Below are 26,156 nucleotides of genomic sequence, written 5' to 3'. Positions count from 1 at the left end.
AGGGGGCGAGAAGCACGTAATGAACCAGCGAACCGTTCTCCTGGCAGTCGCGTTCGGGCTCGCCGGGTTTTCGGCGATCGTCCACCTGGTACTCGGCGTCGGTGGTATCCTCGAGTCTCTCGCGAACGGAACGACCGTGCTGTTACCGATTCTATTTCTCATCGGGGCAGCGTTCGTCGTCGCCCTCGGTGTCAGCTACGCGACGGGCGTCGTCGCACCGCCAACGGTGTTCCTCGCCGGTGCACTCCTGATGATCGGACACGTCTTCGCCTACGCCGACTGGCACGTCTTCCAGATCGCAGAGAGTACCCTCGGATTCGACGGCCACGATCACGGTCACGACGATCACGGCCATGACGATTCTACCGGTCACGACGACGGGCACGATGACGATCACAGTCACGACGACGATCACGCCCACGACGACCACAGCCACGACGACGGGCACGATGACCACGCCCACGACGACGAACACTCTCACGATGACGGGCACGATCACGACCACGACGCCCCGGCTCACGAGGTCCTCGTCGATCACCTCCGGGACGATCTGGCCGCACTCTCGACGAAGATCGCCGAGATCGTCTCGGCGACCGCGTTCGTGACGCTCTACCTGCTCGAGCGATAGCTCACGCGTCCGGAATTCGCGAAAACGAGACGCCGTTCAGGCCGGGTCCGAATCCGGCGCCAGCGCCTCCATCGTCGCCTCGATCTCTTCCTGGTCGGCACCGCGCGGGAAACTGACGGCGACGGCGTCGACGCCGTCGACCGCCTCGAACCGCGCGACTCGCTCGCGCGCGGTCTCGGGGTCGCCCGCGGCACAGAGGTCCTCGAGCAACTCGTCGGAGACCGCCTCGAGCGCCCGCTCCCGGTCACCCTCCTGCCAGGCGTCGTGGATCGTCTCGCCCTCGTCGTACCCCTGGCGAACCAGCGCGTCGCGGTAGAACGTTCCCATCCCGCCGACGTAGAACGCGGTGTGCTGTCGGGCGAGTTCGCGGGCTCGGTCGGCGTCCTCCAGCGCACAGCAGGTGACGCCGACGGTCACCGCCACATCGTCGGGGTCGCGGTCGCCGAGGCCGGCGCCGCGCTCGAGGTCTTCGATTCGGTCCCGGACTCCGTCGGGCGTGAGCATGATGGCGTGCCAGCCGTCGGCGAACCGGCCCGCGAGTTCGACCGCCTTCGGTCCCATCCCGGTCACCTCGACCGGCGGTGCGGGATCGGGTGCCTCACACCGGAGTCGGAAGCCGGCCAGCGAGAACTCGTCGCCCTCGTAGTCGACGGTCTCGCCCGAGAGCACCTGCCGGACGACCTCGACGGTCTCTCGGGTGCGCTTGAGCGGGTTGCCGTACTCGAGACCGTGCCAGTTCTCGATCACGACTGGGCCGCTCGGGCCGAGGCCGAGACGGAACCGGCCGTCGGCGACCTCCTGCAGCGTCGCGGCGGTCTGGCCGAGCAGCGCCGGCGAGCGCGAGTAGGTGTTGACGATGCTGGTCCCGAGATCGACGCTCTCGGTTCGCTCGGCGATCGTCGTCAGGACGGTCACCGCGTCTCGACCCCAGGTTTCGGGGAGCCAGACGCAGTCGAATCCCCCGTCTTCGGCCCGCCGGGCGTACTCGGCCAGCGAGTCGACGCTCGGCTGGGCCGCGACAGGGAGGTGGACGTCTCTGTCGGTCATACGTCCGGTGACTCTTCGATGCGGGGCAGTCCCTGCGCGGTGATCGTTTCGCCGACGATGTACGAGGAGGCCGGACTCGCGAGGAACTGCGCGAGATCGGCGATCTCCTCGACGGTTCCCATCCGCCGTTCGACCTCCGTCCGGTCGACCTCGTCGGCCGAGACGCCCATCTGGCTCTCGACGCCTTCCGTCGCGACGAAGCCGGGCGCGATGCAGTTGACGCGGACGTCGTCTCCCGCCCACTCGTAGGAGAGGGTCTTCGTCAGGTTCACCACGGCCGCTTTCGCCGCGCCGTAGTGGCTCATGTACGGCGATCCCATCTGTCCGGCGACGCTGGACAGGTTGATCACGACCCCACCGTCTTCCTTGAGGTGCTCCGCGGCGGCCTGCGTGCAGTGGTAGGTGCCGTGGACGTTGATGTCGACGATCGTCTTCCAGCCGTTCTCGGAGATATCGTCGAAGGTGGCCATGAACGACGCGCCGGCGTTGTTCACCAGCACGTCGAGACCGCCGAACTCCTCGACGGTCGCCTCGACCAGCGCGTCGACCGCCTCCCGGTCGGTGACGTCGCACTCGACCGGAAGCGCCGTACCCGGACGGTCGCTTTCGTTGATCTCCTCCGCGACCGGGTCGACGTTGTCCTGCTCGCGCGAGCAGATCACGACGTCGACGCCGTCGTCAGCGAACCCCTTCGCGATCGATTCCCCGATGCCGCTCGAGGCCCCGGTGACGATGGCGACGTCGCCGTCGACGCTGAACTGTTCGGTACTCATCGGCGATCACCCGTCTCCGCTGCGAGAGTGGTTACCATTGTTAGGTACAGTAAACGATACGCAGACACTGTTAATAAAGATGGGTCCGACTCCCGTATTGTTAAGACAGTGGGCGAGCACTGTCATCGATACGCACACACTCGAGCGGTGCCGACTGCCGCTCACCCAGCACTATGACAGGAGAAAACACCAGCTACGGGCCGGATCGACAGGAAGCAGTCTACCGACGGGGGATGCTCGAGGGCGAGCCACCCGAGTTCCCGGTCGCCTACGAGGACCTCGAGGAACGCGCCCGCGAGGAACTCAGCGAGGAGGCGTTCGCCTACGTCGCGGGCGGCGCGGGCTCGGAGTCGACGGTCGAGGCGAACGACCGTGCCTTCGACGAGTGGCAGATCGTTCCGCGAATCCTGCGGGACGTTTCCGACCGGGATCTCTCGATCGAACTGTTCGGCCGGGAGATTCCGGTACCGGTCCTGCTCGCACCGATTGGGGTCCAGTCGATCCTTCACGACGAGGCGGAACTCGCCGTCGCCCGCGCGGCGAGCGACGTCGGCGTGCCGATGATCTCGAGTTCCGTCTCCTCGTACACGATGGAGGAGATCGCCGGAGAACTCGACGCACCGGGATGGTTCCAGCTCTACTGGAGTGCAGACCGAGACGTCGCGGCCAGCTTCTTAGAGCGCGCCGAGGACGCCGGCTTCGAGGCCGTCGTCGTCACCCTCGACACGCCGAAGATGGGGTGGCGCGAGCGCGACATCGAGCTCGCCTACCTCCCGTTCCTCGAGGGCCAGGGGGTCAAGAACTACTTCGAGGACGACGCGTTCTGCGACCGCCTCGAGACCGACGATCCGTGGGCCGATCCCGAGGCCTCGCTTGAGTCGTTCACCGACTGCTTCGGCGACGCCTCGCTCACCTGGGACGATCTCTCGTTCCTGCGCGAACATACGGATCTGCCGATTATCCTCAAAGGCGTGCTCCACCCGGACGACGCCGCTCGCGCCGTCGAGTGCGGGATGGACGGCGTGATCGTCTCGAACCACGGCGGCCGCCAGGTCGACGGCGCGATTCCCGCACTGGAGGCCCTGCCCGGCGTCGTCGACGCCGTCGGGGACGAGGTACCGGTCCTCTTCGACAGCGGGATTCGCCGGGGCAGCGACGCCGTCCGGGCGATCGCGCTCGGCGCCGACGCCGTCCTGCTGGGCCGGCCCTACGCCTACGGGCTCGGAATCGGCGGCGAGGACGGCGTGCGCTCCGTCCTGAAGAACTTCCTCGCGGACCTGGACCTGACCGTCGGGCTGTCGGGCTGTGCCAGCATCGACGAGGTCGATCGGTCGACGATCCGGCGGGCGGAGCGATGAGCGGCGATTCACGCTCCGGCGACGGTACCCCTGCGGAGCCCGAGGAGTGGGAAGCCGTCTTCTGGGACATCGGCGGCGTCATCCTCGACCTCGAGTCCGTCCAGACAGCACACACCGCGTTCGTCGCGGACCTCCTCGAGCGCCACGACGTAGACGCGACCATCGAAGACGCGATAGCCACCTGGCGCAGCGCCGTCGGCGACCACTTCCGCGAACGCGACGGAACGGAGTTTCGAGCCGCACGCGACGGCTATCACAGGGGTATCGAAGCGGTCGTCGGCGAACCGGTTCCGCGATCGGAGTGGAAGCCGCCGTTCCGGGAGGCCGTCCGGTCATCGATCGAGCCGGTTCCGGGCGCCGTCGAGACGATCGAGCGACTCACCGCTCGAGACCTTCACGTCGGCGTCGTCAGCGACGTCGACGACGAGGAAGGCCGGTGGATGCTCGAACAGTTCGGCGTCCGCGAGGCGTTCGACTCGATCACAACCTCCGAGGAGGTCGGCCGGACGAAGCCCGATCCCGCGATGTTCGAGACGGCCCTCGAGAAGGCCGGCGTCCCAGCCGAGCGGTCGTTGATGATCGGCGACCGGTACGACCACGACGTGAAAGGCGCCGCCGAGGCAGGGATCCACGGCGTCGCCTTCGGTGCCGAGGACGGCCCCGCCGTCTCCTACCGCATCGAGTCGCCACCGGAGGTCCTCGAGATCGTCGACGGCGAACGAAACGGGTGAAATCGGTCGGCGGTCGAACGTCTCTCGCTTCCGATAGCTGTTCGGTCGCGTGACAGTCGAGTTCCGATAGAGGTCCTGAGTCCTGTAAAATTCGGCGTATTAAGGCTCAATCCCTTTTTATCCGCTGGGTGGAGATAGACGTGAGTCCGCGGCGTCTCGTCGCGCGCGCGAACCGGGCATCAAGATCGCTTCGAACCATGAAATCAGTCAATCGGGGTACGTCGCGGGTAACGATCCGCCGGTTCGAGCCCGGCGATCGAGCCGCGTTTCTATCGCTATACGAGACTGTGTTCGACCGCGACCGTCGCCCCGACTGGTTCCGGTGGAAGTACCAGGAGAATCCGTACGTCGATCACGTCCCGATCGTCGTCGCCGAACGAAACAGCGATCTCGTCGGCTGCCGGTCGCTGTTCGCCCAGGAGATGCGCGGGTACGGGCAGGTGTGGACGGCGTTCCAGCCGTGCGACACGATGGTCCACCCCGAACACCGTCGGCAGGGGTTGTTCGGCCGGATGAACGAACGGACCCTCGAGCGCTACGCCGACGACGGCCCGTCGTTCTTTTTCAACTTTCCGAACGAGGCCTCGATACAGGGGAACCTCGATCACGGCTGGCACGAGATCGGCACGGTACCGCTGTACTATCGGTTTCAGGATCCCGTCCGCGCCCTCGAGCGGTGGACCGGGACCGGCGACTCTGAGCAGGCGGAAGCGTCGAGCGAGAGCCGCACAGCGGCCGCGCTCTCGAGATCGCTTTCGAACGCGATTTCGGGCTCACACCGGACGGGCGACCGCCTCCTGGCACCCGACGCCGACGTCCGACTCGAGCGCTACGAGACGCCGCCGGTCGAGACGCTCGAGCGGATCTACCGTCGGTCGATCCCCGACGGGATACACACGAATCGGACCGCGGAGTTCTACCGCTGGCGATTCGCCAATCCGGCTCGCGGGTACACGGCGTACGTCGCGAAACGGGGCACCGAGCCGGTGGCTGCGCTCGTCGTCTCCACGGTCGGCGACCACGTTCGGATCGTCGAGACCGTCCCTCGAGCGGTCGAGTCGGAACGGGCGGCGCTCAACCGCCTGCTCGTCGCGGTGCTCTCCGAGTACGAGAACCGCAGTTTCGTCACCGCGTTCGGCGAGACGCTGCCGACGCCGGTTCGCTACCGGTTCTACCCCGACACGCGACCGCCGCTCTCGACGGTCGTTCGACCGTCGGCACGGACGCTACTCGCACGTGATCTCCGCGCAGAAAGCGCGGTCGAGAACAGTTCGGTCGCCGACTGGACGTTCTCGCGGCTCGATCTGGACACGACCTGACGGTGGACGCTACCTGACTGGATGCGTCGGTCCCTGCGGACCGCTGGGGAGTCGACCGGTTAGCCACGGAACCGCGTCACCGGGTCGAGTTCGCTCTCGTCGATGTCCTCGAAGGCGTTGCGGGCGATCACGCGCTTGTGGACCTCGTCGGCGCCGTCGACGATGCGGAACGACCGAACGTTCTCGTAGAAGTCCGCGAGCGGCAGGTCCTTGCCGATCCCGTTGCCGCCACAGCACTGGATCGAGAGGTCGACCGTCTCCTGGGCGACGTTGGCGGTGAAGACCTTCGCCATCGAGACGGGGACGCGCGCCTCGTTCCCCTCGCTAATCTCGCGTGCAGCGTGACGGACCATCGTCCTGGCCGCGTGCAGTTGCGTCTCCGCATCTGCGATCTCGTATCGCAGGCTCTGCTTTTCCGAAAGCGTGCTGCCGAACCCTTCGCGCTCGCTCGTGTAGGCCTTCGCCACCTCGAGCGAGCGCTGGGCCATCCCGGAAAAGCGCATGCAGTGGGTGAGCCGCGCGGGACCGAGACGCTTCTGGGCGATGGCGAAGCCGGCGTTCTCGGCGCCCAGCAGGTTCTCCTCGGGGATCCGCACGTCGTCGTAGATGATTTCGGCGTGACTCGAACCACGGAACTTCCCGCCGACGTGGGGGATATCGCGCTGGTACTCGACGCCGTCGGCGTCGCTCGGCACGAGGAAGATCGAACAGCCCTCGTAGGGATGGGCGTCCTGGTCCGTCCGGGCCATCACCAGCAGGACGTCGGCCTCGCTACCCTGGGTGGTCCACCACTTGTGGCCGTTGATGACCCACTCGTCACCCTCTTTTTCCGCGGTGGTCTTGATCATCTTCGGATCCGAGCCGCCACCCTGCATCGGCTCGGTCATCGAGAAGCCCGAGTGGATCTCCGCGTCGACCAGCGGCTCGAGCCACTGTTCTTTCTGTTCCTCGGTGCCGGCCATCTCGAGGGTGTGCATGTTCCCCTCGTCGGGCGCGTCGACCCGCAGCGCCAGCGGCCCGAGGAGGCTGCGACCGGCCTCCTCGAACGCCGGCAGAACGTCGCTGAACTCGAGGCCGAGGCCACCGTGCTCCTCGTCGATCTGGGGCGCGTAGAGATCCCGTTCGCGCGCCTTCTCTCGCAGGTCCTCGACGACGTCGTTCGGAACCGGACCGTTTCCGAGCCACTCGCGTTCGACCGGAATCACTTCGTCGTCGACGAACTCGCGAACGTCGGCAGCCAGTTCGCGCGCCCGATCGCTATCGTGGTACTCCATACCCCATATATGCGAACATTGTAAAATAAAGTTTCTGTCGTAACTATTTTCGTTAATCGGATCGGGAGTAGTACCGTACACGACTATGACGAACGGAACAGCTCTTCCGACGGATCGGACCGTATCGAGCCGACAGCCGACCGAACGCACCGCGTGCGCCCCATGACCGAGAGCTACTACGAGCGTCTCGTCGACGAGGACGCGCTGGCGACCTACCTCGAGGACCACCTGGGTGCGGCCGAAGAGTACGAGATCGACCGCCACCAGGAAGGACACTCCAACGAGACGCTGTTCGTCACCTGGGGCGACCGCGACCTGGTGATCAGACGGCCCCCGCCGGGCGAGACCGCCGACACCGCCCACGACGTCCTGCGGGAGTACCGGGTGACGAACGCATTAGTCGACACCGACGTCCCCGTCCCCGAGCCGCTGCTCGCCTGCGAGGACCACGACGTCATCGGCAGCGACTTCTACGTGATGGAGCGACTCGAGGGGCACGTGCTCCGGCTCGAGGAGCCCGACGAGTTCGCCGACCCCGACGCCCGCGAGCGGATCGGCGAGGAACTCGTCGACACGCTGGCTGCCATCCACGAGGTCGACTACGAGGCCGTCGGTCTCGACGAGTTCGGCTACCCCGAGGGGTACACCGAGCGCCAGGTCGAGCGCTGGGGCCAGCAGTTGATGTGGGCGTTCGACCGCACGGTCGAGGAGCGCGAAGTACCCGACCTCTACGAGGTCGGCGCCTGGCTGCAGGAGAACGCGCCCGAAGAACACCCACACACGCTCGTCCACGGGGATTACAAGCTCGACAACGTGATGTATGGTCCCGGAACCCCGCCCGAACTGATCGGCGTCTTCGACTGGGAGATGGCCACGCTCGGCGATCCGCGGGCCGACCTGGGCTGGATGCTCTCCTACTGGCGCGACGCGAAGGATCCCGATCCTGCCGTGCCGGAACTCACGTCGACGTTCATGGAACGGGAGGGGTACCCGACCCGCCGCGAACTGGTCGACCGCTGGGAGGACCGGACCGGCCTCGAGTTCGAACACGAGCGGTTCTACCGCACGCTCGCGGTGTACAAGCTGGCCGCCCTCGGCGAGATGTTCTTCCGGCGCTACCTCGAGGGGAACAGCGACGATCCGATGTATCCGAAGATGGAAGCGCGGGTTCCGGCGCTGGCCGCACGGGCGATGCGGATCATCGAGGGCGAGGAACCGCTCTGATATGCGCTACTTCGAAGACATCGAGATCGGCGAAACGCGTGCGTTCGGCGAGTATCACGTCACCGAGGACGAGGTCGTCGAGTTCGCCGAGCAGTACGATCCACAGCCGTTCCACGTCGACGAGGCGGCCGCGGCCGACAGCATGTTCGGCGAACTGGTCGCCTCGGGCTGGCACACCGCGGCGATGTCGATGCGAATGCTCGTCGAGGGGCCCGACGACGAGGACGAGCGAGCGTCGATGGGGTCCCCCGGCGTCGACGAACTGCGCTGGCACCAGCCGGTCAAACCGGGCGATACGCTCTCGCTCCGAACCGAGGTGCTCGAGAAGCGCCTCTCCGAGAGTCGCTCGGATCGCGGCTACGTCAAGAGCCGCCTCGAGACGTACAACCAGGACGACGACCTCGTCATGAGCTGGGTCGGAAACGCGATCTTCGAGCGACGCGACGACGAGTGAGTTCCGTCGCTCTCGCTGGTGCACTCGGCCGCACGTACGCCTCGTTCTCCCCAACGAGTATAGCATCAGCCGGTTCGGAGGCGTCGAGAACGTTCCGGCACCGGCTGGATGGCCGTCGTACACCGTCGAGAGAACGGAGACCTTGGAGCCGCCGGCCGACTACTCCGTCTCCTCGCCCGTCGAGAAGACGAGATCGCCGTCGATAGAGACAGTCGCGTTGCCGTCGACGACCACGTTTGTCACGTCGCCATCGAACACGAGGGTGTGGCTCCCGCCGTCGAACTCGCCGGCGGCCACTCCACTGTCGACGGCGGTTCCGCTCGCGGTTCGAGAGTCTGCCGCCTCGAGGCTGCCGTCGACGACGACCTCGTAGGCGACCGGTCCGGAGCCCGCTGCCTCGATCTCGAGGGTCCGGAGTTCCGTCGAGTCGGCGCCGTCGCGGTCGCGGAGTTCGCTCGAGTCGATAGCGGCCGACTCGTCATTCCCGTTCTCGCTCTCTTTCTGGTCACTCGAGCCGCCCTCGCCGGATTCAGCCGGCGTCGTCGCGTCCCCGTCCGCATCGATCGCTTCCGAACCCTCGAGTTCGACGTCGGAACCGCTCTCCGATTCGTCGTCCTGGTCGAAGGAGGCCAGTCCTGGCGAGAAGGCCCCGAGTGTGATCATCGCGCCGCCCGCGAACAGGAACACGCCGAACGCGACGAGCGTCAGCTGGAGCTGGGTCCGCGCGTTGGCCACGCTGTCGGGACGAGGTCCCGAAACGCGAATCGATCCACTCTCACGACCGTCGCTGGTGTTCACTGGAAATCACTATGGGTTGAAACGGAGGCAGGCGTGGGAACGCCGCCCATGCACCGTGAGGTTGGCAGCGAGACGACAGCCGAAATCGTCGTTGCAGCCGTTCGTTTCGCCGTCGGTTGGGAGGCCGAATTGCTGCGGGGACCGTGTCGCCGCGAACGTGCGGACGACAACGTGGGCTCGCTCGAAGCAGGGATCGACGGGAACGATGCTGGCAGCCGGTCATCGAGTCGGGTTAACAGACTCGAATGTTGGCGTCGTCAACGACCGGTTCGCCCTCCTCGTCGACGTAGGGGCCGTCTTCCTCCCCTTCGCTGGTGAGGAAGTCGTACGTCCCGTTGTCGTTCGAGTCGAAGTGGGGCATCGCGACGAGCGTCTCCCCGTCGTCGACCGTCTTCCGGTCGAACTCCGCGCCGGGGACGTTACAGAACAGTCGGACATCGAGGTCTTCGACCGATCCGGGCTCGAGCGCCTCGCTCACGCCGACCACGCTGTCGAAGACCTCGCCCTCGAGCAGCGAGGCGTCGTGGATCGTCACGAACCCGCCCTCGGAGAGCGTCGCTTCGGCGACCGTCACCGTCCGTCCGTCGCCGTGCTGATCCTCGAAGCTGACCGTCGCCATCGACTCGTCGTCCATCTCGTCGTGGTCGACGCTCACGACCGCGTCGTCGACGACCGGTTCGCCCTCCTCGTCGACGTACGGGCCGTCCTCCTCGCCCTCGCTGGTGAGGAAGTCGTACGTCCCGTTGTCGTTCGAATCGAAGTGGGGCATCGCGATGAGCGTCTCTCCGTCGTCGACCATCTCTCGGTCAAAGTCGGCGCCGGGAACGCCCTCGAAGAGGTCGACGACGACGCCCTCGTGATCGCCGGCCTCGAGCGCCTCGCTCACGCCGACCACGCTGTCGAAGACCGCTCCCTCGAGCAGCGAGGCGTCGTGGATCGTCACGAATCCGCCCTCGGAGAGCGTCGTCGAAGCGACGTTCACCCAGGTGCCGCCGGTCGTCTGGTCCTCGAAGCTGACCGTCGCCATCGGCTCCTCGTCCATCTCGTCGTGGTCGTCGGTGCCGTTGCCGCCGTGGTCGTCACCCAGAACCGAACCGGACGCGCCGAAGGCGCCGGCACCGGCGCTCAGGAGCACGGTCCCCGCGAGGAACCGTCGTCGGGAGTTGCCGCTCGCACTCGTCGCGTTCTCGCTCGTTTGCTGGTCGTGTGGTGGAGTCATGGTAGTTCTTCGATCGCAAAAGTATCGAGTACTATCGAACACAAGACAGTTCGCCGAACTCTCACCCAAATTCGTTCCTACTTCGAACCGACTCCGTCCGGACGCGGATCGAACTTGCCGCTCGTCCGTCGGATTCGATTCGAGAAAACCACCAGACTAGACTGAGTTCAGTCCCACGTGACCCAGACCAGAAAGAGCAGCGCGAGGGTCTCGAGGACGTGCAGGAACATCATCGCTCGCCAGGCGATCGCCGGAACCTCGGTGGCGAACCAGGCCGAAAGTGTCGGATCGACGAGATAGTAGTAGAGCGCGAGCGCGTTCTCCGCCAGCAGGAGCACGGCGAACACCGCGAGTCCGAGCGTGTGCTTCGAGCGGAACTGGAGATAGTTGCGCACCCAGACGTAGCCGAGTCCGAGCAGCAAGATCACGTTGATCGCGGCCGAGAGGCGCGCAATATCTATCCAGATCGACATTTCGTTTCCCCTTTCGATTGTGCGCTGATATACACTTTCCCAAATTCGTTCATACTCAGTCCACCTTACCCATGATCTCTTCGACGGTTTCCCAGTGGTGGTCCACTCGATCGGTCGGCACGTACACCGCGCCGTACTCGTTGCCGCTGCTCTCTACGACGTCGTTATCCACCAACACCTCGAGGTGATGGCGAACGGTCTTGTAGTCGAGGTCGAGATCCTCCGCGAGTTTGTTCGCGTTTCGAGGCCGTTCGTCGAGCGCCCGCAAAAGACGAACGCGGTTGGGGCCGCCTCGCGTTCCGGTAAACACGTACCACAGGACGGCCTCCATCGTCCGATAGTTTGCATACTGATACCTAAAGCCGATGGCTGCGGTAAATCGAACGTGCGACGATAATTGGCCGGTTTCAGCCCTCGGCGTAACCCGCCTACCGATTGATGGTTATCGGTGTTCACCGGGATCATCCTGGGGCGTACGTCCTGTCCATAAATAGATTGCTTCCTTAACAATGGTAATCAGCCGTCGGTGGAGTTAAGAACGTCCCGGACGATCTGATGATCATGTCATACGACACCATCGATCGCGTCGCCGTACTCGGCGCCGGCAACATGGGACACGGAATCACCGAAGTGACCGCGATGGCCGGCTACGACGTCACCATGCGGGACATCGAGGAAGAGCTGGTCGAGGACGGCTACGAGTCGATCGCCTGGAGCCTCGAGAAACTCGAGGAGAAAGACCGCCTCGAGGAACCCGCCGACGAGATCCTCGCGCGGATCGAGACCACGACCGATCTCGAGGCGGCCGTCGCCGACGCCGACCTCGTCATCGAGGCCGCGCCGGAGAACCTCGAGCTGAAACACGACATCTTCGCCGACCTCGAGCGCTACACCGACGAGGACACCCTGCTGGCGACGAACACCTCGAGTCTGCCGATCACCGACATCGCGGAGGCCGTCGACACGCCCGAGCGCGTCCTCGGTCTGCACTTCTTCAACCCGCCGGTGAAGATGGATCTCGTCGAGGTCATCTACGGCGCGGAAACGAGCGACGCGGCGGCCGAGGCCGGCTACGGGTGGGTCGAATCGATCGAGAAGACGCCGATCTACGTCCGCAAGGACGTCCGCGGCTTCGTCGTCAACACCATCGTCGGCCCGTTCATCGGCGAACCGGCGTGGATGGTCTCCGAGGGCGACGCCGACGTTCGCCAGGCCGACGCGGCGATGGCCCACCAGCGGGGCTACCCGATGGGGCCGTTCGAACTCGCCGACCTGACCGGGATCGACGTCGGCTACCACGTCCGCAAGGAGGCCGGCGACGACATCCCGCCGGTGATGGAAGAGAAGGTCGAGGCCGAAGAACTCGGCAAGAAGACCGGCAAAGGGTTCTACGACTACGAGGAGGGTGACGGACCCGACTACGAGCCCGGCGACGGGGAGGGTTTCGACACACTCCAGGTCGAGGCGCGGATGATCAACCGCGCGGCGTACCTGGTCGGCGAGGACGTCGCGACCCCCGAGGCGATCGATATCGGCGTTCGTCTCGGGCTGGGCTTCCCGGAAGGGATCTGCCGTCGCGCGGACAAAATCGGTCTCGACAGGGTGCTCGAGAAGCTCGAGACCAGACTCGAGGAGACCGGCGACGACCGCTTCGAGCCCCATCCCCACCTTCGAGAGCTCGTCGAGGAGGGGAAGACTGGCGAGGACGCCGGCGCGGGGTTCCACGACTACGGCGGCGGCGAAGACGGCGATCTCGACGCCTACCGCTACCTGAACGCCGAGATCGACGACGGCGTGCTCGAGGTGGAACTAGACCGGCCCGAGCGGATGAACGCCCTCTCCGCGGATCTCCTTGGAGAGATCGACGACCTGTTCTCGACGGTCGACACGGACGAAATTCGGTGCGCGACGATCGAGGGAACCGGCGACCGCGCGTTCAGCGCCGGCGCGGACATCACCGGCTTCGGCTCGCTCGAGCCCACGGACGCGATGGACGTCACGCCAGCCTTCGAGACGGTCCACGAGTTCCCGCGGCCCGTGATCGCGAAGATCGACGGCTACTGTCTGGGTGCCGGCCTCGAGCTCGCGCTGGCCTGCGACCTTCGGATTGCGACGAAACGGTCGGCCTTCGGCGCGCCCGAGATCGGCCTCGGCCTCATTCCGGGCGGCGGCGGCACGCAGCGACTCATGCGCGTCCTCGGCGAGACTCGCGCGAAGGAACTCGTCTTCCGGGGCAACCACATCGACGCCGAGCGGGCCGCAAACTGGGGGCTGGCGAATCGGGCCGTCGACCGCGACGAGTTCGACGAGACCGTCGAGGCGTTCGTCGACGACCTGCGAAACGGCCCGCCGCTCGGGCTCGAGGTCGCCAAGAAGGTGATGAACCAGGGCGAGGACGCCAGCCTTGAGGCGGCGCTGGCGATGGAGAGCCAGGGCTTTGGCCTGCTGATCGGCACCGACGACGTGCGCGAGGGGACCGCCGCGTTCGCAGAGGATCGCGAACCGGAGTTCGAGGGGCAGTGAGATGGCCGACGACGCGATCTCGTTCGAGGATCTCGAGGTCGGCCACGAGGTCGTCACCCACTCGCGAACGATCACCGAGGCGGACGTCCGCAATTACGCGGGTGTCAGCGGCGATTTCAACCCGCTGCACCTGAGCGAGTCCTACACCGCGGACACGCCGTTTGGCGAGCCGATCGCCCACGGTGCGCTCCTCTTTGCTGTCGCGTCGGGACTGCTCTGGCAGTACCGCCACGAGCGCCCCGAGACGATCGCCTTCTACGGGGTCGACAAGCTCCGATTCACCGAACCCGTCACGATGGGGACGACGGTCCGCGCTGAGTCGGAACTGGTGGAAAAAGAGCCCAGGGACCATCCGGTCGCGAACGGCGTCGTTCGCTACGAGACGCGACTCGTCACCGAGGAGGACGAGGTCGCGCTCTCCTGTGAGATGCTCACGCTCGTACGGTAATACTGTCGGACAGGAGTCGGTGAGAAGTCGGTCGCGAAACTCCGGCCGTCACCAGCGGTGACGGCCAAGTTAGAGCGCCCCATCTTCGAATAGTTCTATCGAATAGTATACCTCGCCGCACAAAAATCGGCAGTCACTCGAATGCCGTCGATCAACCGTCGACGTCTCCGTCGTCTCCGATGTCTCTGTCGTCTTCCTCGCCCACGTCGTCCATCTCGTCGGACGCGTCGGTCTCGTCCTCGACCGACGACTGGACGTCGTCCATCTCGACGCCCGAATCCAGTTCGTCCCGATCGATCGCCTCGTCGAGGACGTCCGAGCTAGCGACCGCGTCCATCCCTTTGTCCTCGACCGCGGATTCGATCGTCGTCGCGTCGATGGCCGAATCGACGTCGTCCGATTCCGTGGCCGACTGCAGGGCACGGCGGACGGCGACGTACCCGGCCAGTGCGACCCCGCCGGAAGCGACGGCTCCCGGGATTCCGAAGCGTTTGTAGCCGAACGTAACAGCCTTCTTCCCGACGGTGAATGCGCCGATCATAGCGCTTGTCATAGCGTCGACGGCGGGAAGAGGCCGAGGCTTTCGTGTGGAGGCGTGCCATCGATCGGAACCCTCACCGGTAATCGAAGTGGGGTTTCGGTATCCCGAGTTGACGATGAAACCGCCGTCAGATACAGGTAGAGGAGAGATCACAGTCGAATCAGCGGCCGAAAGTGACGACGCTGTCCCGACATGTCTACCACGCAGAGAAGGTGTCTATGTAGTAACACGATGTGTTCTAGCATATGGCATACATAGAAACGCCAGACGGGGTACCGCTGTACTACGAAGAACGCGGAGAGGGTGAGACGCTTCTTCTCGTTCACGGCTGGACGATGAACGCGGAATACTGGTGGCAGAAGAACGTAGAGACGCTCGCAGACGACCACTACGTCGTCACTGTCGATCTCCGTGGTCACGGGCTCTCCGGAAAAACCGACGAGAACCACACGCTGGAGGAGTACGCCCGCGACATCCGCCACTTCGTGCAATCACTGGAGTTCGACGACGTTACGGCGGTTGGCTGGTCGATGGGGGCTGCCGTGTTGCTGACGTATCTCGACCAGTTCGGCAGCGATCGGCTCCGCGCCGTTGGATTCGTCGATCAAAGTCCCCGTCTTCTCTCGGAAGAAAACTGGGAACACCCGGTGTTCGGGGGATTCACCCCTGAAGCACTGGAAGAGGTCGTAGAGACCATCCAATCCGCCCGGCCCGACTTCGCCAAACAATTTATCAGCGACATGTTTGCCGACCCGCCGTCGGCGGAGACGGTCGATGAAATGTACGCAGAAACCATGAAGACGCCGACGTCGGTAGCAACGGCGGTGCTTCGCGATCTGGTCAACAGCGATCGGCGGGACGTGGTCCCCGAGATCGACGTCCCGACGCTCCTCCTCTACGGCGAACAGAGCGAGATCTATCCCAGTGACGTGGGTGCGTGGATGCACGATCGAATCTCCGACTCGGAACTCGTGATGTTCTCGGAAAGTGGCCACGTACCCTTCTGGGAAGAACCCGACGCGTTCAACGAAGCGGTCAGTTCGTTCGTCGAGCAGAGCAGCGATCGCGACGCCTGAATCGAGGAGTCGAGATAACCCTCTTCCAATGATATAACGTTGCCGCACACACTTTCCTCCACTGGAACGCAGCTACGGGAGCCGGAACCCGACGGCTACGCCTCGTCGCTCTCCTCGCGCAGATCCTCGTAGATCTCCGGATCGGTCCGGAACTTGAGGACGTTGTGGACCGCCGAGTTGCGGATGTTGGCGATGACGTCGCCGTGCTCAGTATAACAGTCGTGGATCCACCGAGAGACCTGCTCGCGGCCCCGGAACATCATCACCGTCTTCCACTGGTACTCTCCGTCCGAGAGGAAGAAAAAGAGCGTGTGCTTGTCCTCGCGGATGTGCTCCATCGCCGCTCGCCAGCCGTCGGCGAAGTTCTCGGTGTTGAATTTGAACTCGAACAGTGCAAAAATGTAGTACTCCTCGTTCGGGATGATCGCCTCGCGGAAGACACCCTCGTTGCGCATCCGTCGGATCGACTCGCTGACAGTGACGTGGGAGACGTCGATCTCGTACTCCGACTCGAGCACGTCCGTCAACTCTCGAGAGGAGAGCTGTGGATCGTTCGAGAGCTCACAGAGGATCGCGATATCGCGGTCTTTGAAGTCCCAGTTCGGCGGATCGGTGTCGGTCATACTGCTGTGGAAGTTGTCGTTCATTGCAAACGTTACGTATTCCGTTTTGTGAGAGACTGGCAGAGTCGGTTCCTGGACGAACGTCGGTCCGATCCGCCGACGGTTCGCTCGCGCGTGCGCTTTTGCAGCGTCATACCCTCACATCACTTTCCAAGGTAAAGTTCGTTTGGTAGAAATCGAACCGTTGTTAACCGGGCGGCGGGCCCGGATACGATTCCGCCGCTCGGTCCGACTACTCCTCGCTGGCGAGTCCCCGCAACGAACCCTCGCCGATCTCCTCGAGGACGTGCTCGTGGAACGCCTGCAACGCGGCGCTTTCGTCCTCCGCGAGGACGACGTCGCTCGCGGAGAGAGTCGCCAGCCCGAACGCCCGCGGCGTCGGCGAGTCGAGCAGTTGGCGCTCGACCGCTAGCTCGCCCGAATCGATCGCCGCGACGATGTCCTCGATCTCGTCGACGTTGAGTTTGTCCTCGAGGATCTCGCGGTAGGTCTCCTCGATCACCGCGAAGTTTTCGAGGTCCTCCGCGAAGCCCAGCAGCATCTCGCTCGAGACCTGTTGTTCGCTCGCGGACTTCTCGTAGCCCTTGTAGCGCTTCAAGATCATCAGCGACCGGGTCGCGTTGATCCGGAAGTACCGCTGTAAGAGGTCGGTTCCCGAGAGGGCCGCCCGGAGGTCCGCGCACACCTGGTCGGCCTCGAGGTCGTCGAAGACCCCTTCGAGGTCGACCTTCCGGTTCAACGGCATCGAGAGCACGAAGCCGTTGTCCGCGACGGCGACCCGGACGTTGGCCGTCGCCTCCTGGGCGCAGCGGTAGGCCAGCAGGCGGGAGAAGCCGTCGTTGACCCGCCGGCCGTAGTTCGAGTGGACGTAGTAGTGGCGCTCGTACTCCTCGCGGTTGCGTTCGATCTCGACCGCGAGGCGGGCGTCGGTACTCACGCTCTCCTCGCCCGCGTACCGGATCTGGTGCTCGAACAGCCGCGCGATCGCCCGGACGCTGTCGTCGTCGAGCGGGAACCCTCGCAGCCAGCCTCTAACGCGGGACGAGCCGCCGGCCTCGTAGTGCTCGAGCAGGTCCCGCTGGAAGGCGAGGATCTCACAGCCGAGGTCATAGGAGAGGGGCAGCCGTTCGGAGTACCACGAGGGAACGGTCGGCCGCGCACTCGTGTGATCGACGTAGACCTTCGAACCCCGCCGGTAGCGGTACTCGAAGTGGTTGCCGCCGAGGACGAAGACGTCGCCCTTCTCCAGGGTATCGAGGTAGTTCTCGTCGAGTTGGCCGACCCACTCGTCGCTCGCACGGGTGTGGACGTCACAGGTAAACGAGTCCGGGATCGTCCCGATGTTGGTCATGTAGATCACCCGCGCGAGTCGGCCGCGCTTGCCGACCAGCGGTTCGCCGACCGGGAACGCCTCGTGGTGGTGTTCGCCGTCGGGCGGGTCGTTCTCGTCGCGCCAGATCTTCGCGTAGACGTTCCTGTCCTCGAGCCCGGCGTACTCGGCCGTGAGGTAGCGCACGAGCGACTCGTACTCCGCTTCGGTGTAGTTCCGGTAGGGGTACGCCCGCCGGAGGATCGCCTTCACCTCGGATTCGGGACGAATTTCGGCGATCGCCATCCCGTAAACCTGCTGGGCGGCGACGTCCTGGGCGTTCTCGGGGATCGACACCGAGTCGACGAAGCCGTCCGCGGCCTTCTTCAGCATCACCGCACACTCGAGCAGTTCGTCCCGATCCAGGGCGATCACCCGTCCAGTCACGGTCTGGCCGACCCGGTGGCCCGCACGGCCGATGCGCTGGAGCAACGCGGCGACGGACTTGGGTGAGCCGACCTGTACCACGAGGTCGACGTGGGGCATGTCGATCCCCAGTTCGAGCGAGGTCGAACTCGTGACCACCTCGAGATCGCCGTCCTTCAGCCGTCCCTCGACGTCCTGTCGGACCTCCTTCGAGAGGCTGCCGTGGTGACACCCCGAGTTCTCCTCGTCGTAGGCGTCGAAGCGCTCGCGGAGGTTGTGCAGAACGCGCTCGGCGCCCGACCGGGTGTTGGTGAAGACGAGCGTGTTCGTGTGCTCTTTGACGTGCTCGTGGAGCATGTCGTAGAACCGGTCCTGGACGACCTCCCGGGAGGTGTTGATGAGGTCGTCTGTCGGACACTCGAGTTCGATGTCGAACTCGCGGGCGAAGCGGGCGTCGACGATGTCGTAGGGCCGGGGATCACCACCCGGATCTTGCTGTCCAACCAGAAATTCTGCCACCTGCGAGAGCGGTTCGATCGTCGCCGAACAGCCGATCCGCGTGATCTCGTGGTCGACCATCGCCTCGAGTCGCTCGAGACTCACCGAGAGGTGCGTCCCCCGTTTCCCGCCCGCCAGCGAGTGGATCTCGTCGACGATGACGTACTCGACCGTTCGAAGCTTCTCGCGGAATTTGGGCGAGTTCAGCAGGATCGCCAGCGTTTCGGGCGTCGTGTTCAGGATGTGGGGCGTCTCCTCGAGCATCTGCTGGCGCTCGTAGGAGTCCGTGTCGCCGTGGCGGATGGCGTGGCGGATTTCGCCCATTTCCTCGCCCCGCTGCCCTGCTATCGACTCGATCCCCTCGAGGGGCACCTCGAGGTTGCGATGGATGTCGTTCGCGAGGGACTTCAGCGGCGAGACGTAGAGGCAGTAGACGGAGTTCTCGAGACCCTCCTCGAGGTCGCGATCAATCCTGTACAGTTCATTGATGATCGCTGAGAACGACGCGAGCGTCTTTCCGGAGCCGGTCGGCGCACAGATCAGTGTGTTCGTCCCGTCGTGGATCTTCGGGATCGCCCCCTCCTGGGGCGGCGTAAAGAAGCCGTCGTTCTCGGGAACGAACTCGCCGAACTCCTCGAGCCACCACTCCTGGACCGCAGGCTCGAGCAGGTCGAAGACGTCGCGGTCCTCGATGGTGGCGGCGTCCGGATCGAAGGAGAGGTCCTCGTCGGCGACCGGCAACTCGAGGCCGTCGTTCCCGTCCATCACTCTGGTCTGCGGGATGACTATGTAAGAGGGTTTGGTCAGCGGAGTGAAAGTGGACGGTACGTCCGAACGGGACGCTCGAGTACTGGCCTGGCGATGCCGGCATCTGCAGGGCCGGACTATATACTGCTGATCGGCGGGAGAGTGTTACGGATCGCGGCCTGGAACGAGTCGCTGCCGGACACCTCCCTCGTAACGGCTCGTCCGATCGAGACCGGACTCGTGGCACGTCGTACGCTCGACTGCCGCGACCGGGGAACGGACGTCGAACGGTTCACGGCTCGACCGCACTCGAGCGACCGACTGGTCGACTCGCGTAACCGCGTCCCTGAACAGCTCATGGCCGGACTGACTCGTCGCAAGCTTCTCTGCGGGCTCTCGCTTTCGGCTGGAGTGGGGGTTCTGTCCGTCGCGGCGCGCGAGAGCCGGCTGTTCGCCTCGGATTCAGAGTCCGCCTTCACTCCGATCGCCGACGAGGGCGGATTCGATCCGGCCGTCAACGGGTTCGGGTTCGACAACTACTCGACCCCTCCCGTTCCCCCGGAACCGACCGATTTCGTCTCCGAGAGCGACGTTAGAGAAGCCCTGACGGCCTACTGGAGCGACCGATTTCAGAATCAGATGACGATCGCGCTGGGCGGCGGGCTCGAGTCCCAGATCGGACCGATAGCTGAACGTCTCTACACGAACGCCAACCGACTGTTCGGCACGAAGGGGTACTGTTACGGCATGGCTGCGGCGGCGCAATGGTACTTCGAGGAGCCAGCCGCCCTCCCCGTCGACCGCGATTCGGCGAGCGAGATCGAGCACGTGAACGATCCACTCGAGGATCAGTCGTCGGCTCCCGTGCGCAACGATATCGAGCGGTTCCACCGGAGCCAGTTCCTCAACGTCGACTCGTGGCTGGAACGGTGGGCGCTCCTCCGACCGGAGTGGATCGATTACCGGTCGCAGGCGCGCAAGCTCCGTGCGACGATCGACGAGTTCGGCTCGGCTGGCGTGACGATCACCGGCGAAAACGTACTCCGGGGCCACTACGTGCTCCTCTACGACTACGACGTGACCGATAGTGGCGTGACGTTCGCCGTCTACGATCCGAACGACGGTGCCGAGGAGTACGCGGAGACCGACGAACCACCGATGATCGGGGTCGACACGACCAGTGACGAACCGCTGTTGGAGTGGTACGACGGAAAGTACGACCGGTTCCTGTTCAATCCACAGGATCGACGGATCCGCGCTGGAGCCAGATCCGACCGGGCCCGGTAGAGCCGCGTTCGCATTGGCTCTCCCGCTCGAGCGAGCCGAACAGTTTCGGTCCGCGAGTCGGCGCTACAGCTCCGTCACGACCTCGACGCCCCGAGTGTCGTACTCGGACATCGCCGCGAGTCGATCCGAGACGTCCTCGAGTCCTACTTCTCGCGTGACCAGGTTCCCTGGTTCGAGCCGGCCCGACTGGATCATCCGGAGCAGTTCGTCGTACCGGGAGGGTGGCATCCCCCGCGAGCCGACGAATGTGACGTCCCAGCGGGTCATCTCGTCGATCGGCAGCGAGACCTCCCCGCGCTCGGCGTCGGTGGTCAGCCCGATCTGGACGTGGGTCCCGCGGATGCGGAGACAGTCGAGGCTGTTCCGGCAGGTCTCCGCGCGGCCGAGGGCGTCGACGGAGGCGTGAGCACCCCCGGCAGTCACGGCCTCGATTTCGGCCGGAACGTCGACCTCCCCGCTCGCGTTCACCGCCGCGTCGGCCCCCAGGTCGGTCGCCATCGAGAGCGGTCCGTCCCGGACGTCGACCGCCACGACGTTCGCCCCGAGCGCGCCGGCGATCTGGACGGCGGCGAGGCCGAGGCCGCCGCAGCCGTGGACCGCGACCCAGTCGCCGGCGGCGAGATCCGCCCGATGAGCGAGTGCGTGGAACGCCGTGACGTAGCGACAGCCGAGCGCGGCCGCGTCGACCGCTGAAACGCCATCGGGGAGCGAGACGGCGTTGAAATCGGCGTACGGAACACGGACCTGCTCGGCAAACGCGCCGGGAACGGTCTCTTCGAACCCCAGCGCGTAGCCGTCCTCGCACACGTTGCCGTGTCCGTTTCGACACTGCGGACAGGACCCCTCGCCGAGGTTGAACGGGATCGCGACCCGGTCGCCGACCTCGAGTCGCTCCACTCTGTCCCCCACTCGAGCGACCCGTCCCGCCGGTTCGTGGCCCAGGATCTGCCCGATCGGGACCCGGTCGTCGGCCCACTCGCCGTGGCCCTGCCAGGCGTGCCAGTCGCTCCGGCAGATCCCGCAGGCCTCGACGTCGACGACGATACCGTGGGGATCGGGATCCGGTCGTTCGACCGACTCGATCGACAGCGCCTCGCCGTAGGCCTCGAGTACTGCAGCGCGCATACGTACGGCTCCGACGCCGGCGGGTTAACTGTTGACGGATGCGATGGCTGGCGAGCAGCCAGCCTTATCGGATGGGGCATCCCACAGGGCCGTATGCGCGTTACATTTCTCGGCACTGGCAGTGCGATGCCCACCGGCGAACGCTTCCAGACCGGCATCCTCGTTCAGGAGGACGGCCGAACCCTGCTGGTCGACTGTGGCTCCGGCGTGCTCCACCGCCTCCAGCAGTCCGGCGTCGGCCACGAGAACGTTTCGACCGTGTTGCTCACGCACCATCACCTCGACCACGTCGCCGATCTGCTGCCGCTGATGAAAGCCCGCTGGCTCGCCGGCGAAGACCACCTCGAGGTCGTCGGCCCACAGGGGACCAAGTCTCTCGTCGACGACCTCCTCTCCGTTCACGAGTACATGCAGGACAAACTCGACCTGCAGATCCGCGAGGTCGTTCCGGGCGAGTTCTCGGTCGCGGGCTTCGACGTCTCGGCCTACGAGACGCGTCACTCGCTGCCGTGTCTGGCCTACCGCTTCGGCGACCTCTTTACGTTCAGTGGCGACAGCGAGGCGTTCGCCGGCCTGGCGAACTTCGCCGAGGGCTCGGCGATCCTCCTCCACGACTGTTCGTTCCCCGACGACGTCGACGTCTCGAACCACCCGACTCCCGAGACCCTCGGCCGCGAACTGGCCGACCGGGAGATCGGCCGCGTCTATCTCACGCACCTCTATCCGCACACCGAGGGACGCCACGACGAGATGCTCGAGTCGATCGGCTCCCACTACGACGGCGACGTTCGGTTCGCAGAGGACCTCAAGACGATCTCCATCGAGTGAGCCGGCGACTCCGTGGGACCGCCAGCCCGGCAGAAAACTCACCGTAATTGCGGTAAACTGTCTGAACTCGTCGACACGGTCGCTTCGTTCAATAGCTCCCGTTCTTGTAGAGAGATATATCGTGACTACCAGAAACGAGGGGTGGACGGACAGTTCCAACAGCGACGTGTCCACGCCGTCACTCGAAAACGACGGGCGACTCTCGTGGGTGGCCGACGGATGACCGACGAACGAGAGAGATCGGTCGCGATCTGTGAGGGGTGCGAGGCGGTCTGTACAGTCTGGGTAACCAATGACGGCGACGTGATGCCGGTCAGTTCGACGTCCAACTGTGAGTGCCCCGCGTCGGCACTCCGCGTGCTCGACGCGGAGACGGTCGGGTGAACAGGGGAAACGGAACGTCGCGTACCGTTGGGTTCGCTCGAGCACCACCGCTCTCACGCTGAATCGGCTCTGCTAAAAATATCGGTCGGTGATAGGTTTTAGCAGCCGTGCTGAATACACAGCGCGAATATCGCGCGAGATTCGGCTTGATTTCGAAGGGAGTAATCGCTCAACAGAGGACGTCTCTGTTGGCCCTGGACACCTACTGACCCCCGCCGACAGAGCCACACTGTCGCCCCCGAAACTGGAACCCACACCGGACCGTCACTCCGACCTACGGCCAGCCCACTGGAAGTTCGTCCCGGTGGGCGATCATCAACTCGACGAGCGGCGCGATCTCGTCGAAGCGCGGCCCGCGCGTAATCGTCTTCGAATCGGGGTCCCACTCGATGAAGCCTGCCTCGTCGAGCTTCGGGAGATGGGTGTGATGCAGTCTCGTCAAGAGTTCCTGGCGTCGCGCGGCGCTGGTGAACTCCCCCGGGGCGAACTCGGCTTCGTCTCTCGGGTTGGCCTCAGCAAGCGCAGTCAGGATGCGGCGCCGAGGGGGCTTGCTGAGCGCCTCGAGCAGCTCGTCGAGTGAAGCACGCTCCCGTTGAACGGTGGGCTCGCGTGACGAATATGAATGGTCGGTCATAGAGTTACTACGGAACAGATGAGCGTGTCTCACCGACCCATCTGTTTCACTTTTCCGATTGGGCATGAACCAGCAAAAAGGCTGTGAAAAAGCAGAAATTGAGCTGCATATTTTGTATCTTTCCACCCAATTCGTTGCCCATTCCACACACTCATCAAGTAATACGATAGTTGGCCAGTCAGGCTACTCTTCGGCTTCCTCGAGCTCGAACTCACCCCAGGGGCGGGTATAGTGGTTGGTGACGATTTCAGAGGACTCGATGCTGAAGCCCAAGGAAGTGAGACCGCTGGTGATTTCGGCCAGGTCCCGGGTGTTCGTGGCGACGACCTCGATATAGATGTTGCGCCTGTTGGTGAGCATCTCACGGACGTCAACTACCCCGCGGCGATCCAATGCGCTGAGGGCCAACTGCTCGCGCTCGCCGGCGGGGGCGCTACAGACGAACAGCACGTGCAGCGGGTAGTTCGCCTGCTCGTAGTTGATCTTCGGAAAGTACCCCTCGATGACGCCCGTCTCCTCCAGACGCTCGATGCGGTTGCGGACGGTGCTGTTGGAGACGTCCACATTCTCTGCGATCTCGGCGATAGTGGTGTTCCGGGCGTCCTCCTGGAGCAAGAATAGGACACCGCGATCGATGTCGTCGAGTGCGACTTGACTCATGGGTTTGTACAGACCTACTGTCTGTATGAATCTTCGTCCGCGTTGCGGGAATCCACACCGGTGGTATATCACATGGTGAAGGCAACGGATCGAGGCTGCTCGGTCCGCGAACGAAGCTGCGTATTTTGCACATTTAGGGCTTATATTTGAGGAATACGTCATATTCGGGGCAACATTGATATCTTATCACAGCCTTAGGGTCGATAATGGATTCACACGTTCCGTCGTACCGGGTAGTCGAGACGGTAGCCCAGAAGGAGGGCGTCTCGCCGACTGATTTATCTCCTCCCTTGTTTAGCGTCGTCGATCCGGACGCGCTGGACGCGCTCGTTCAGGCGGATGCGGACTCGAACACCGGTGAGGTGGAAATCGAGTTCACGTACCTGGATTACGTCGTTCAGATCCAGAACGGCCCCACGGTAAGCATCTCGGTTCGGGATGGAGACGCATCGGCGGACAATCCCGAGTCTGTGCCCGAACGGTGAGCCAGTTTCGAAGAGTTGTCCCTTCAGAACTACGTATTATCAGGCGAGGGCGGCTACGCAGCGGGAAGCCGCGGTGATTCCTCATCCGTATTCAGTCCTCCAGATCCACCGATAGACTCGCAGATATCCTGAACGCATCGTGCACCGACTTCGAGATAAAACGGCCAAAACTGTCCTGCTGAACTCACCCTTCGTATCTTGCGCGTTCTTCTACCAAATGCTGGATGGGTCGTGCGGAGCGTGCGAGAGACAGGGCGCGAACTTGTTCCACCTCGAGTTCGCCGCAGGCGAACCGCTCTCTGCTCACGGGCACGAAGTGCCCTCTGCTCACGGACGCATAGCGTCCGTTCGCACGGTATGCGAGACTTCGGTCTCGCCTGTTCGCACGGCTCGCGGGACCGAAGGTCCCGCGCTGGGCGCAAAAACGTCCTCAGAAATCAAAGATTTCTGATGGGCCCGCAAGCGCTCCGCGCTTGCGGACTTCGATGAAAAAGGCGGACGGCTCGGCTTTCGTCCTCGCCGTCCGGGAACCGCGCTCGCTTTGCTCGCGCGGAAACTGGTGATGCATCCACACGCTGTATTCAGCAGGCAACTCTTCTCATTTACTGAAGCTTTCAATAGAGCCACTGAATCGAAACGGTCCCGAGAGCGAGCGACGGAATTCAGTCTCGTTCGGACGTCTCGTCGAGTTCCTCGAGTGGCGGGACGACTCCCAGTTCCTGGAACAGTCCAAGTGAGTCGTAACTCGTCCACATCTCGGTGATTCGCCCGTCTTCGACGCGGTACATCTCCATCCCCGACACCGAGACGCGCTCGCCGGTCGGCTCCAGCCCCAGGAGTTCCCCTTCGTGCGTGCCGCGAGCAGTGTACCGCAACGCGGCGATATCGTCCTCGGCGATCACGGTTTCGACCGCGTACTCCAGGTCGGGAAACGCCGCTCGGTAGGTCTCCACGTACTCTCTGTACTCGTCGCGGCCCCGCTGTTCGTTGGCCGAGGACGGGTCGTGCAGGACGAACGATTCCGCGAAGAGGTCGTCGATCGTCTCGAGGTTTCCGTCGGTCCAGATCTCCTCCGGGTCGCGCCGGACGAGTTCGGTTATTTTCGTCGTCATGTGATTCTCACCGTCTCGTCGTATTCTCGCCGAGTCTGGAAGCGACTCGCACGAACTCGAGTCCTCGAAACGGTCTGGAGAACTACGACGAGCTATCTTGTAAACCTGGTCTACCCCCCATCCGATCGACGGCATCGAGTAATCTGTTAGTA

The 26,156-nt window shown here is 64.3% G+C and carries 27 protein-coding genes; 13 read left to right on the top strand and 14 right to left on the bottom strand.

Going from position 1 to position 26,156, the window contains the following annotated elements:
* The first annotated feature begins 19 nt into the window (after window positions 1-19).
* A complete protein-coding gene (locus CV102_RS25815; RefSeq protein WP_187432889.1) occupies window positions 20-628 on the top strand; it encodes a hypothetical protein in 609 nt (202 codons plus the stop codon).
* A gap of 36 nt (window positions 629-664) precedes the next feature.
* Here the strand turns inward: CV102_RS25815 and CV102_RS07540 are convergent, their stop codons facing one another.
* The gene (locus CV102_RS07540) at window positions 665-1,675 is read right to left on the bottom strand and encodes a TIGR04024 family LLM class F420-dependent oxidoreductase (protein WP_148857284.1); all 1,011 of its coding nucleotides are present in this window, start codon (window positions 1,673-1,675) and stop codon (window positions 665-667) included.
* Window positions 1,672-2,448: an SDR family NAD(P)-dependent oxidoreductase gene (locus CV102_RS07535; protein WP_148857283.1), complete on the bottom strand. Its 777-nt coding sequence runs from the start codon at window positions 2,446-2,448 to the stop codon at window positions 1,672-1,674. The genes CV102_RS07540 and CV102_RS07535 overlap by 4 nt, the downstream gene beginning before the upstream one ends.
* 173 nt (window positions 2,449-2,621) lie before the next feature.
* Here CV102_RS07535 and CV102_RS07530 point away from each other — a divergent pair, with 173 nt between their 5' ends.
* The 3 genes from CV102_RS07530 to CV102_RS07520 all read left to right on the top strand — a co-directional run bounded on the left by CV102_RS07530 (window position 2,622) and on the right by CV102_RS07520 (window position 5,856).
* The gene (locus CV102_RS07530; RefSeq protein ID WP_148857282.1) at window positions 2,622-3,806 is read left to right on the top strand and encodes a lactate 2-monooxygenase; all 1,185 of its coding nucleotides are present in this window, start codon (window positions 2,622-2,624) and stop codon (window positions 3,804-3,806) included.
* Window positions 3,803-4,537, top strand: a complete 735-nt coding sequence (locus tag CV102_RS07525; RefSeq protein ID WP_148857281.1) for an HAD family hydrolase — start codon at window positions 3,803-3,805, stop codon at window positions 4,535-4,537. The genes CV102_RS07530 and CV102_RS07525 overlap by 4 nt, the downstream gene beginning before the upstream one ends.
* A 197-nt stretch (window positions 4,538-4,734) precedes the next feature.
* Complete coding sequence (locus CV102_RS07520; protein ID WP_148857280.1) at window positions 4,735-5,856, top strand: GNAT family N-acetyltransferase; 1,122 nt, start codon at window positions 4,735-4,737, stop codon at window positions 5,854-5,856.
* A gap of 59 nt (window positions 5,857-5,915) precedes the next feature.
* On the opposite strand, the gene CV102_RS07515 is transcribed toward CV102_RS07520, so the two are convergent.
* A complete protein-coding gene (locus tag CV102_RS07515; RefSeq protein WP_148857279.1) occupies window positions 5,916-7,130 on the bottom strand; it encodes an acyl-CoA dehydrogenase family protein in 1,215 nt (404 codons plus the stop codon).
* Window positions 7,131-7,292: 162 nt separating this feature from the next.
* Between CV102_RS07515 and CV102_RS07510 the strand changes: the two genes are divergently transcribed.
* Both CV102_RS07510 and CV102_RS07505 read left to right on the top strand, forming a co-directional pair.
* Window positions 7,293-8,354: a phosphotransferase family protein gene (locus CV102_RS07510; protein WP_148857278.1), complete on the top strand. Its 1,062-nt coding sequence runs from the start codon at window positions 7,293-7,295 to the stop codon at window positions 8,352-8,354.
* Between the two features lies 1 nt (window position 8,355).
* The gene (locus CV102_RS07505; protein ID WP_148857277.1) at window positions 8,356-8,808 is read left to right on the top strand and encodes a MaoC family dehydratase; all 453 of its coding nucleotides are present in this window, start codon (window positions 8,356-8,358) and stop codon (window positions 8,806-8,808) included.
* A gap of 159 nt (window positions 8,809-8,967) precedes the next feature.
* Here the strand turns inward: CV102_RS07505 and CV102_RS07500 are convergent, their stop codons facing one another.
* The 4 genes from CV102_RS07500 to CV102_RS07485 all read right to left on the bottom strand — a co-directional run bounded on the left by CV102_RS07500 (window position 8,968) and on the right by CV102_RS07485 (window position 11,629).
* Complete coding sequence (locus CV102_RS07500) at window positions 8,968-9,543, bottom strand: hypothetical protein (RefSeq protein WP_148857276.1); 576 nt, start codon at window positions 9,541-9,543, stop codon at window positions 8,968-8,970.
* 295 nt (window positions 9,544-9,838) lie between these two features.
* On the bottom strand, window positions 9,839-10,825 hold the full coding sequence (locus CV102_RS07495) for a DUF7282 domain-containing protein (RefSeq protein WP_222863686.1): 987 nt from the start codon (window positions 10,823-10,825) through the stop codon (window positions 9,839-9,841).
* Window positions 10,826-10,992: 167 nt separating this feature from the next.
* Window positions 10,993-11,298 (bottom strand): hypothetical protein, encoded by a 306-nt coding sequence (locus CV102_RS07490; RefSeq protein WP_148857275.1) that lies wholly within the window; start codon window positions 11,296-11,298, stop codon window positions 10,993-10,995.
* Window positions 11,299-11,353: 55 nt separating this feature from the next.
* Window positions 11,354-11,629 (bottom strand): winged helix-turn-helix domain-containing protein, encoded by a 276-nt coding sequence (locus CV102_RS07485; RefSeq protein ID WP_148857274.1) that lies wholly within the window; start codon window positions 11,627-11,629, stop codon window positions 11,354-11,356.
* Between the two features lie 230 nt (window positions 11,630-11,859).
* Between CV102_RS07485 and CV102_RS07480 the strand changes: the two genes are divergently transcribed.
* Together CV102_RS07480 and CV102_RS07475 are read left to right on the top strand one after the other, a co-directional pair.
* Window positions 11,860-13,821 carry a 3-hydroxyacyl-CoA dehydrogenase/enoyl-CoA hydratase family protein gene (locus CV102_RS07480; protein ID WP_148857273.1) on the top strand — a complete coding sequence of 654 codons (1,962 nt, stop codon included), beginning with the start codon at window positions 11,860-11,862 and terminating at the stop codon, window positions 13,819-13,821.
* A 1-nt stretch (window position 13,822) separates the two neighbouring features.
* Complete coding sequence (locus CV102_RS07475; RefSeq protein WP_148857272.1) at window positions 13,823-14,269, top strand: MaoC/PaaZ C-terminal domain-containing protein; 447 nt, start codon at window positions 13,823-13,825, stop codon at window positions 14,267-14,269.
* A gap of 151 nt (window positions 14,270-14,420) precedes the next feature.
* Here the strand turns inward: CV102_RS07475 and CV102_RS07470 are convergent, their stop codons facing one another.
* Window positions 14,421-14,810, bottom strand: a complete 390-nt coding sequence (locus tag CV102_RS07470; protein ID WP_148857271.1) for a hypothetical protein — start codon at window positions 14,808-14,810, stop codon at window positions 14,421-14,423.
* 245 nt (window positions 14,811-15,055) lie between these two features.
* Here CV102_RS07470 and CV102_RS07465 point away from each other — a divergent pair, with 245 nt between their 5' ends.
* Window positions 15,056-15,886 (top strand): alpha/beta fold hydrolase, encoded by an 831-nt coding sequence (locus CV102_RS07465; protein WP_148857270.1) that lies wholly within the window; start codon window positions 15,056-15,058, stop codon window positions 15,884-15,886.
* 95 nt (window positions 15,887-15,981) lie between these two features.
* Here the strand turns inward: CV102_RS07465 and CV102_RS07460 are convergent, their stop codons facing one another.
* Together CV102_RS07460 and CV102_RS07455 are read right to left on the bottom strand one after the other, a co-directional pair.
* Window positions 15,982-16,509, bottom strand: coding sequence for an Lrp/AsnC family transcriptional regulator (locus tag CV102_RS07460; RefSeq protein WP_148857269.1), 528 nt, complete (start codon window positions 16,507-16,509; stop codon window positions 15,982-15,984).
* Window positions 16,510-16,741: 232 nt separating this feature from the next.
* The gene (locus tag CV102_RS07455) at window positions 16,742-19,507 is read right to left on the bottom strand and encodes an ATP-dependent helicase (RefSeq protein WP_148857268.1); all 2,766 of its coding nucleotides are present in this window, start codon (window positions 19,505-19,507) and stop codon (window positions 16,742-16,744) included.
* Window positions 19,508-19,603: 96 nt separating this feature from the next.
* Here CV102_RS07455 and CV102_RS07450 point away from each other — a divergent pair, with 96 nt between their 5' ends.
* The gene (locus tag CV102_RS07450) at window positions 19,604-20,776 is read left to right on the top strand and encodes a hypothetical protein (protein ID WP_233710646.1); all 1,173 of its coding nucleotides are present in this window, start codon (window positions 19,604-19,606) and stop codon (window positions 20,774-20,776) included.
* Window positions 20,777-20,839: 63 nt separating this feature from the next.
* On the opposite strand, the gene CV102_RS07445 is transcribed toward CV102_RS07450, so the two are convergent.
* Entirely contained in the window at window positions 20,840-21,901 is a 1,062-nt protein-coding gene (locus CV102_RS07445) for a zinc-dependent alcohol dehydrogenase family protein (protein ID WP_148857267.1), read from the bottom strand.
* Window positions 21,902-21,994: 93 nt separating this feature from the next.
* On the opposite strand from CV102_RS07445, the gene CV102_RS07440 reads away from it, so the two are divergent.
* Both CV102_RS07440 and CV102_RS25810 read left to right on the top strand, forming a co-directional pair.
* Window positions 21,995-22,729, top strand: a complete 735-nt coding sequence (locus tag CV102_RS07440; protein WP_148857266.1) for an MBL fold metallo-hydrolase — start codon at window positions 21,995-21,997, stop codon at window positions 22,727-22,729.
* Window positions 22,730-22,948: 219 nt separating this feature from the next.
* Window positions 22,949-23,113, top strand: a complete 165-nt coding sequence (locus tag CV102_RS25810) for a hypothetical protein (protein WP_187432888.1) — start codon at window positions 22,949-22,951, stop codon at window positions 23,111-23,113.
* Window positions 23,114-23,387: 274 nt separating this feature from the next.
* Here the strand turns inward: CV102_RS25810 and CV102_RS07435 are convergent, their stop codons facing one another.
* Together CV102_RS07435 and CV102_RS07430 are read right to left on the bottom strand one after the other, a co-directional pair.
* Window positions 23,388-23,747, bottom strand: a complete 360-nt coding sequence (locus CV102_RS07435) for a DUF7344 domain-containing protein (RefSeq protein WP_148857265.1) — start codon at window positions 23,745-23,747, stop codon at window positions 23,388-23,390.
* A gap of 183 nt (window positions 23,748-23,930) precedes the next feature.
* Window positions 23,931-24,407: an Lrp/AsnC family transcriptional regulator gene (locus tag CV102_RS07430; protein WP_148857264.1), complete on the bottom strand. Its 477-nt coding sequence runs from the start codon at window positions 24,405-24,407 to the stop codon at window positions 23,931-23,933.
* A gap of 206 nt (window positions 24,408-24,613) precedes the next feature.
* Here CV102_RS07430 and CV102_RS07425 point away from each other — a divergent pair, with 206 nt between their 5' ends.
* Window positions 24,614-24,892, top strand: coding sequence for a HalOD1 output domain-containing protein (locus tag CV102_RS07425; RefSeq protein WP_148857263.1), 279 nt, complete (start codon window positions 24,614-24,616; stop codon window positions 24,890-24,892).
* A 662-nt stretch (window positions 24,893-25,554) separates the two neighbouring features.
* On the opposite strand, the gene CV102_RS07420 is transcribed toward CV102_RS07425, so the two are convergent.
* Window positions 25,555-26,004: an ester cyclase gene (locus CV102_RS07420; RefSeq protein WP_148857262.1), complete on the bottom strand. Its 450-nt coding sequence runs from the start codon at window positions 26,002-26,004 to the stop codon at window positions 25,555-25,557.
* Between the last annotated feature and the right edge of the window lie 152 nt (window positions 26,005-26,156).

Source organism: Natronococcus pandeyae, assembly GCF_008122205.1.
Classification (GTDB): Archaea; Halobacteriota; Halobacteria; order Halobacteriales; family Natrialbaceae; genus Natronococcus; species Natronococcus pandeyae.
This window is presented reverse-complemented; position numbering and strand designations above follow the sequence as displayed.

What these genes read in the sequence shown, in the direction of transcription:
- CV102_RS25815 (WP_187432889.1), top strand. Translation starts at nt 20, where the DNA reads ATGAACCAGCGAACCGTTCTCCTGGCAGTCGCGTTCGGGCTCGCCGGG.
- CV102_RS07540 (WP_148857284.1), bottom strand. Translation starts at nt 1,675, where the DNA reads ATGACCGACAGAGACGTCCACCTCCCTGTCGCGGCCCAGCCGAGCGTC.
- CV102_RS07535 (WP_148857283.1), bottom strand. Translation starts at nt 2,448, where the DNA reads ATGAGTACCGAACAGTTCAGCGTCGACGGCGACGTCGCCATCGTCACC.
- CV102_RS07530 (WP_148857282.1), top strand. Translation starts at nt 2,622, where the DNA reads ATGACAGGAGAAAACACCAGCTACGGGCCGGATCGACAGGAAGCAGTC.
- CV102_RS07525 (WP_148857281.1), top strand. Translation starts at nt 3,803, where the DNA reads ATGAGCGGCGATTCACGCTCCGGCGACGGTACCCCTGCGGAGCCCGAG.
- CV102_RS07520 (WP_148857280.1), top strand. Translation starts at nt 4,735, where the DNA reads ATGAAATCAGTCAATCGGGGTACGTCGCGGGTAACGATCCGCCGGTTC.
- CV102_RS07515 (WP_148857279.1), bottom strand. Translation starts at nt 7,130, where the DNA reads ATGGAGTACCACGATAGCGATCGGGCGCGCGAACTGGCTGCCGACGTT.
- CV102_RS07510 (WP_148857278.1), top strand. Translation starts at nt 7,293, where the DNA reads ATGACCGAGAGCTACTACGAGCGTCTCGTCGACGAGGACGCGCTGGCG.
- CV102_RS07505 (WP_148857277.1), top strand. Translation starts at nt 8,356, where the DNA reads ATGCGCTACTTCGAAGACATCGAGATCGGCGAAACGCGTGCGTTCGGC.
- CV102_RS07495 (WP_222863686.1), bottom strand. Translation starts at nt 10,825, where the DNA reads ATGACTCCACCACACGACCAGCAAACGAGCGAGAACGCGACGAGTGCG.
- CV102_RS07490 (WP_148857275.1), bottom strand. Translation starts at nt 11,298, where the DNA reads ATGTCGATCTGGATAGATATTGCGCGCCTCTCGGCCGCGATCAACGTG.
- CV102_RS07485 (WP_148857274.1), bottom strand. Translation starts at nt 11,629, where the DNA reads ATGGAGGCCGTCCTGTGGTACGTGTTTACCGGAACGCGAGGCGGCCCC.
- CV102_RS07480 (WP_148857273.1), top strand. Translation starts at nt 11,860, where the DNA reads ATGTCATACGACACCATCGATCGCGTCGCCGTACTCGGCGCCGGCAAC.
- CV102_RS07475 (WP_148857272.1), top strand. Translation starts at nt 13,823, where the DNA reads ATGGCCGACGACGCGATCTCGTTCGAGGATCTCGAGGTCGGCCACGAG.
- CV102_RS07470 (WP_148857271.1), bottom strand. Translation starts at nt 14,810, where the DNA reads ATGATCGGCGCATTCACCGTCGGGAAGAAGGCTGTTACGTTCGGCTAC.
- CV102_RS07465 (WP_148857270.1), top strand. Translation starts at nt 15,056, where the DNA reads ATGGCATACATAGAAACGCCAGACGGGGTACCGCTGTACTACGAAGAA.
- CV102_RS07460 (WP_148857269.1), bottom strand. Translation starts at nt 16,509, where the DNA reads ATGACCGACACCGATCCGCCGAACTGGGACTTCAAAGACCGCGATATC.
- CV102_RS07455 (WP_148857268.1), bottom strand. Translation starts at nt 19,507, where the DNA reads ATGGACGGGAACGACGGCCTCGAGTTGCCGGTCGCCGACGAGGACCTC.
- CV102_RS07450 (WP_233710646.1), top strand. Translation starts at nt 19,604, where the DNA reads ATGCCGGCATCTGCAGGGCCGGACTATATACTGCTGATCGGCGGGAGA.
- CV102_RS07445 (WP_148857267.1), bottom strand. Translation starts at nt 21,901, where the DNA reads ATGCGCGCTGCAGTACTCGAGGCCTACGGCGAGGCGCTGTCGATCGAG.
- CV102_RS07440 (WP_148857266.1), top strand. Translation starts at nt 21,995, where the DNA reads ATGCGCGTTACATTTCTCGGCACTGGCAGTGCGATGCCCACCGGCGAA.
- CV102_RS25810 (WP_187432888.1), top strand. Translation starts at nt 22,949, where the DNA reads ATGACCGACGAACGAGAGAGATCGGTCGCGATCTGTGAGGGGTGCGAG.
- CV102_RS07435 (WP_148857265.1), bottom strand. Translation starts at nt 23,747, where the DNA reads ATGACCGACCATTCATATTCGTCACGCGAGCCCACCGTTCAACGGGAG.
- CV102_RS07430 (WP_148857264.1), bottom strand. Translation starts at nt 24,407, where the DNA reads ATGAGTCAAGTCGCACTCGACGACATCGATCGCGGTGTCCTATTCTTG.
- CV102_RS07425 (WP_148857263.1), top strand. Translation starts at nt 24,614, where the DNA reads ATGGATTCACACGTTCCGTCGTACCGGGTAGTCGAGACGGTAGCCCAG.
- CV102_RS07420 (WP_148857262.1), bottom strand. Translation starts at nt 26,004, where the DNA reads ATGACGACGAAAATAACCGAACTCGTCCGGCGCGACCCGGAGGAGATC.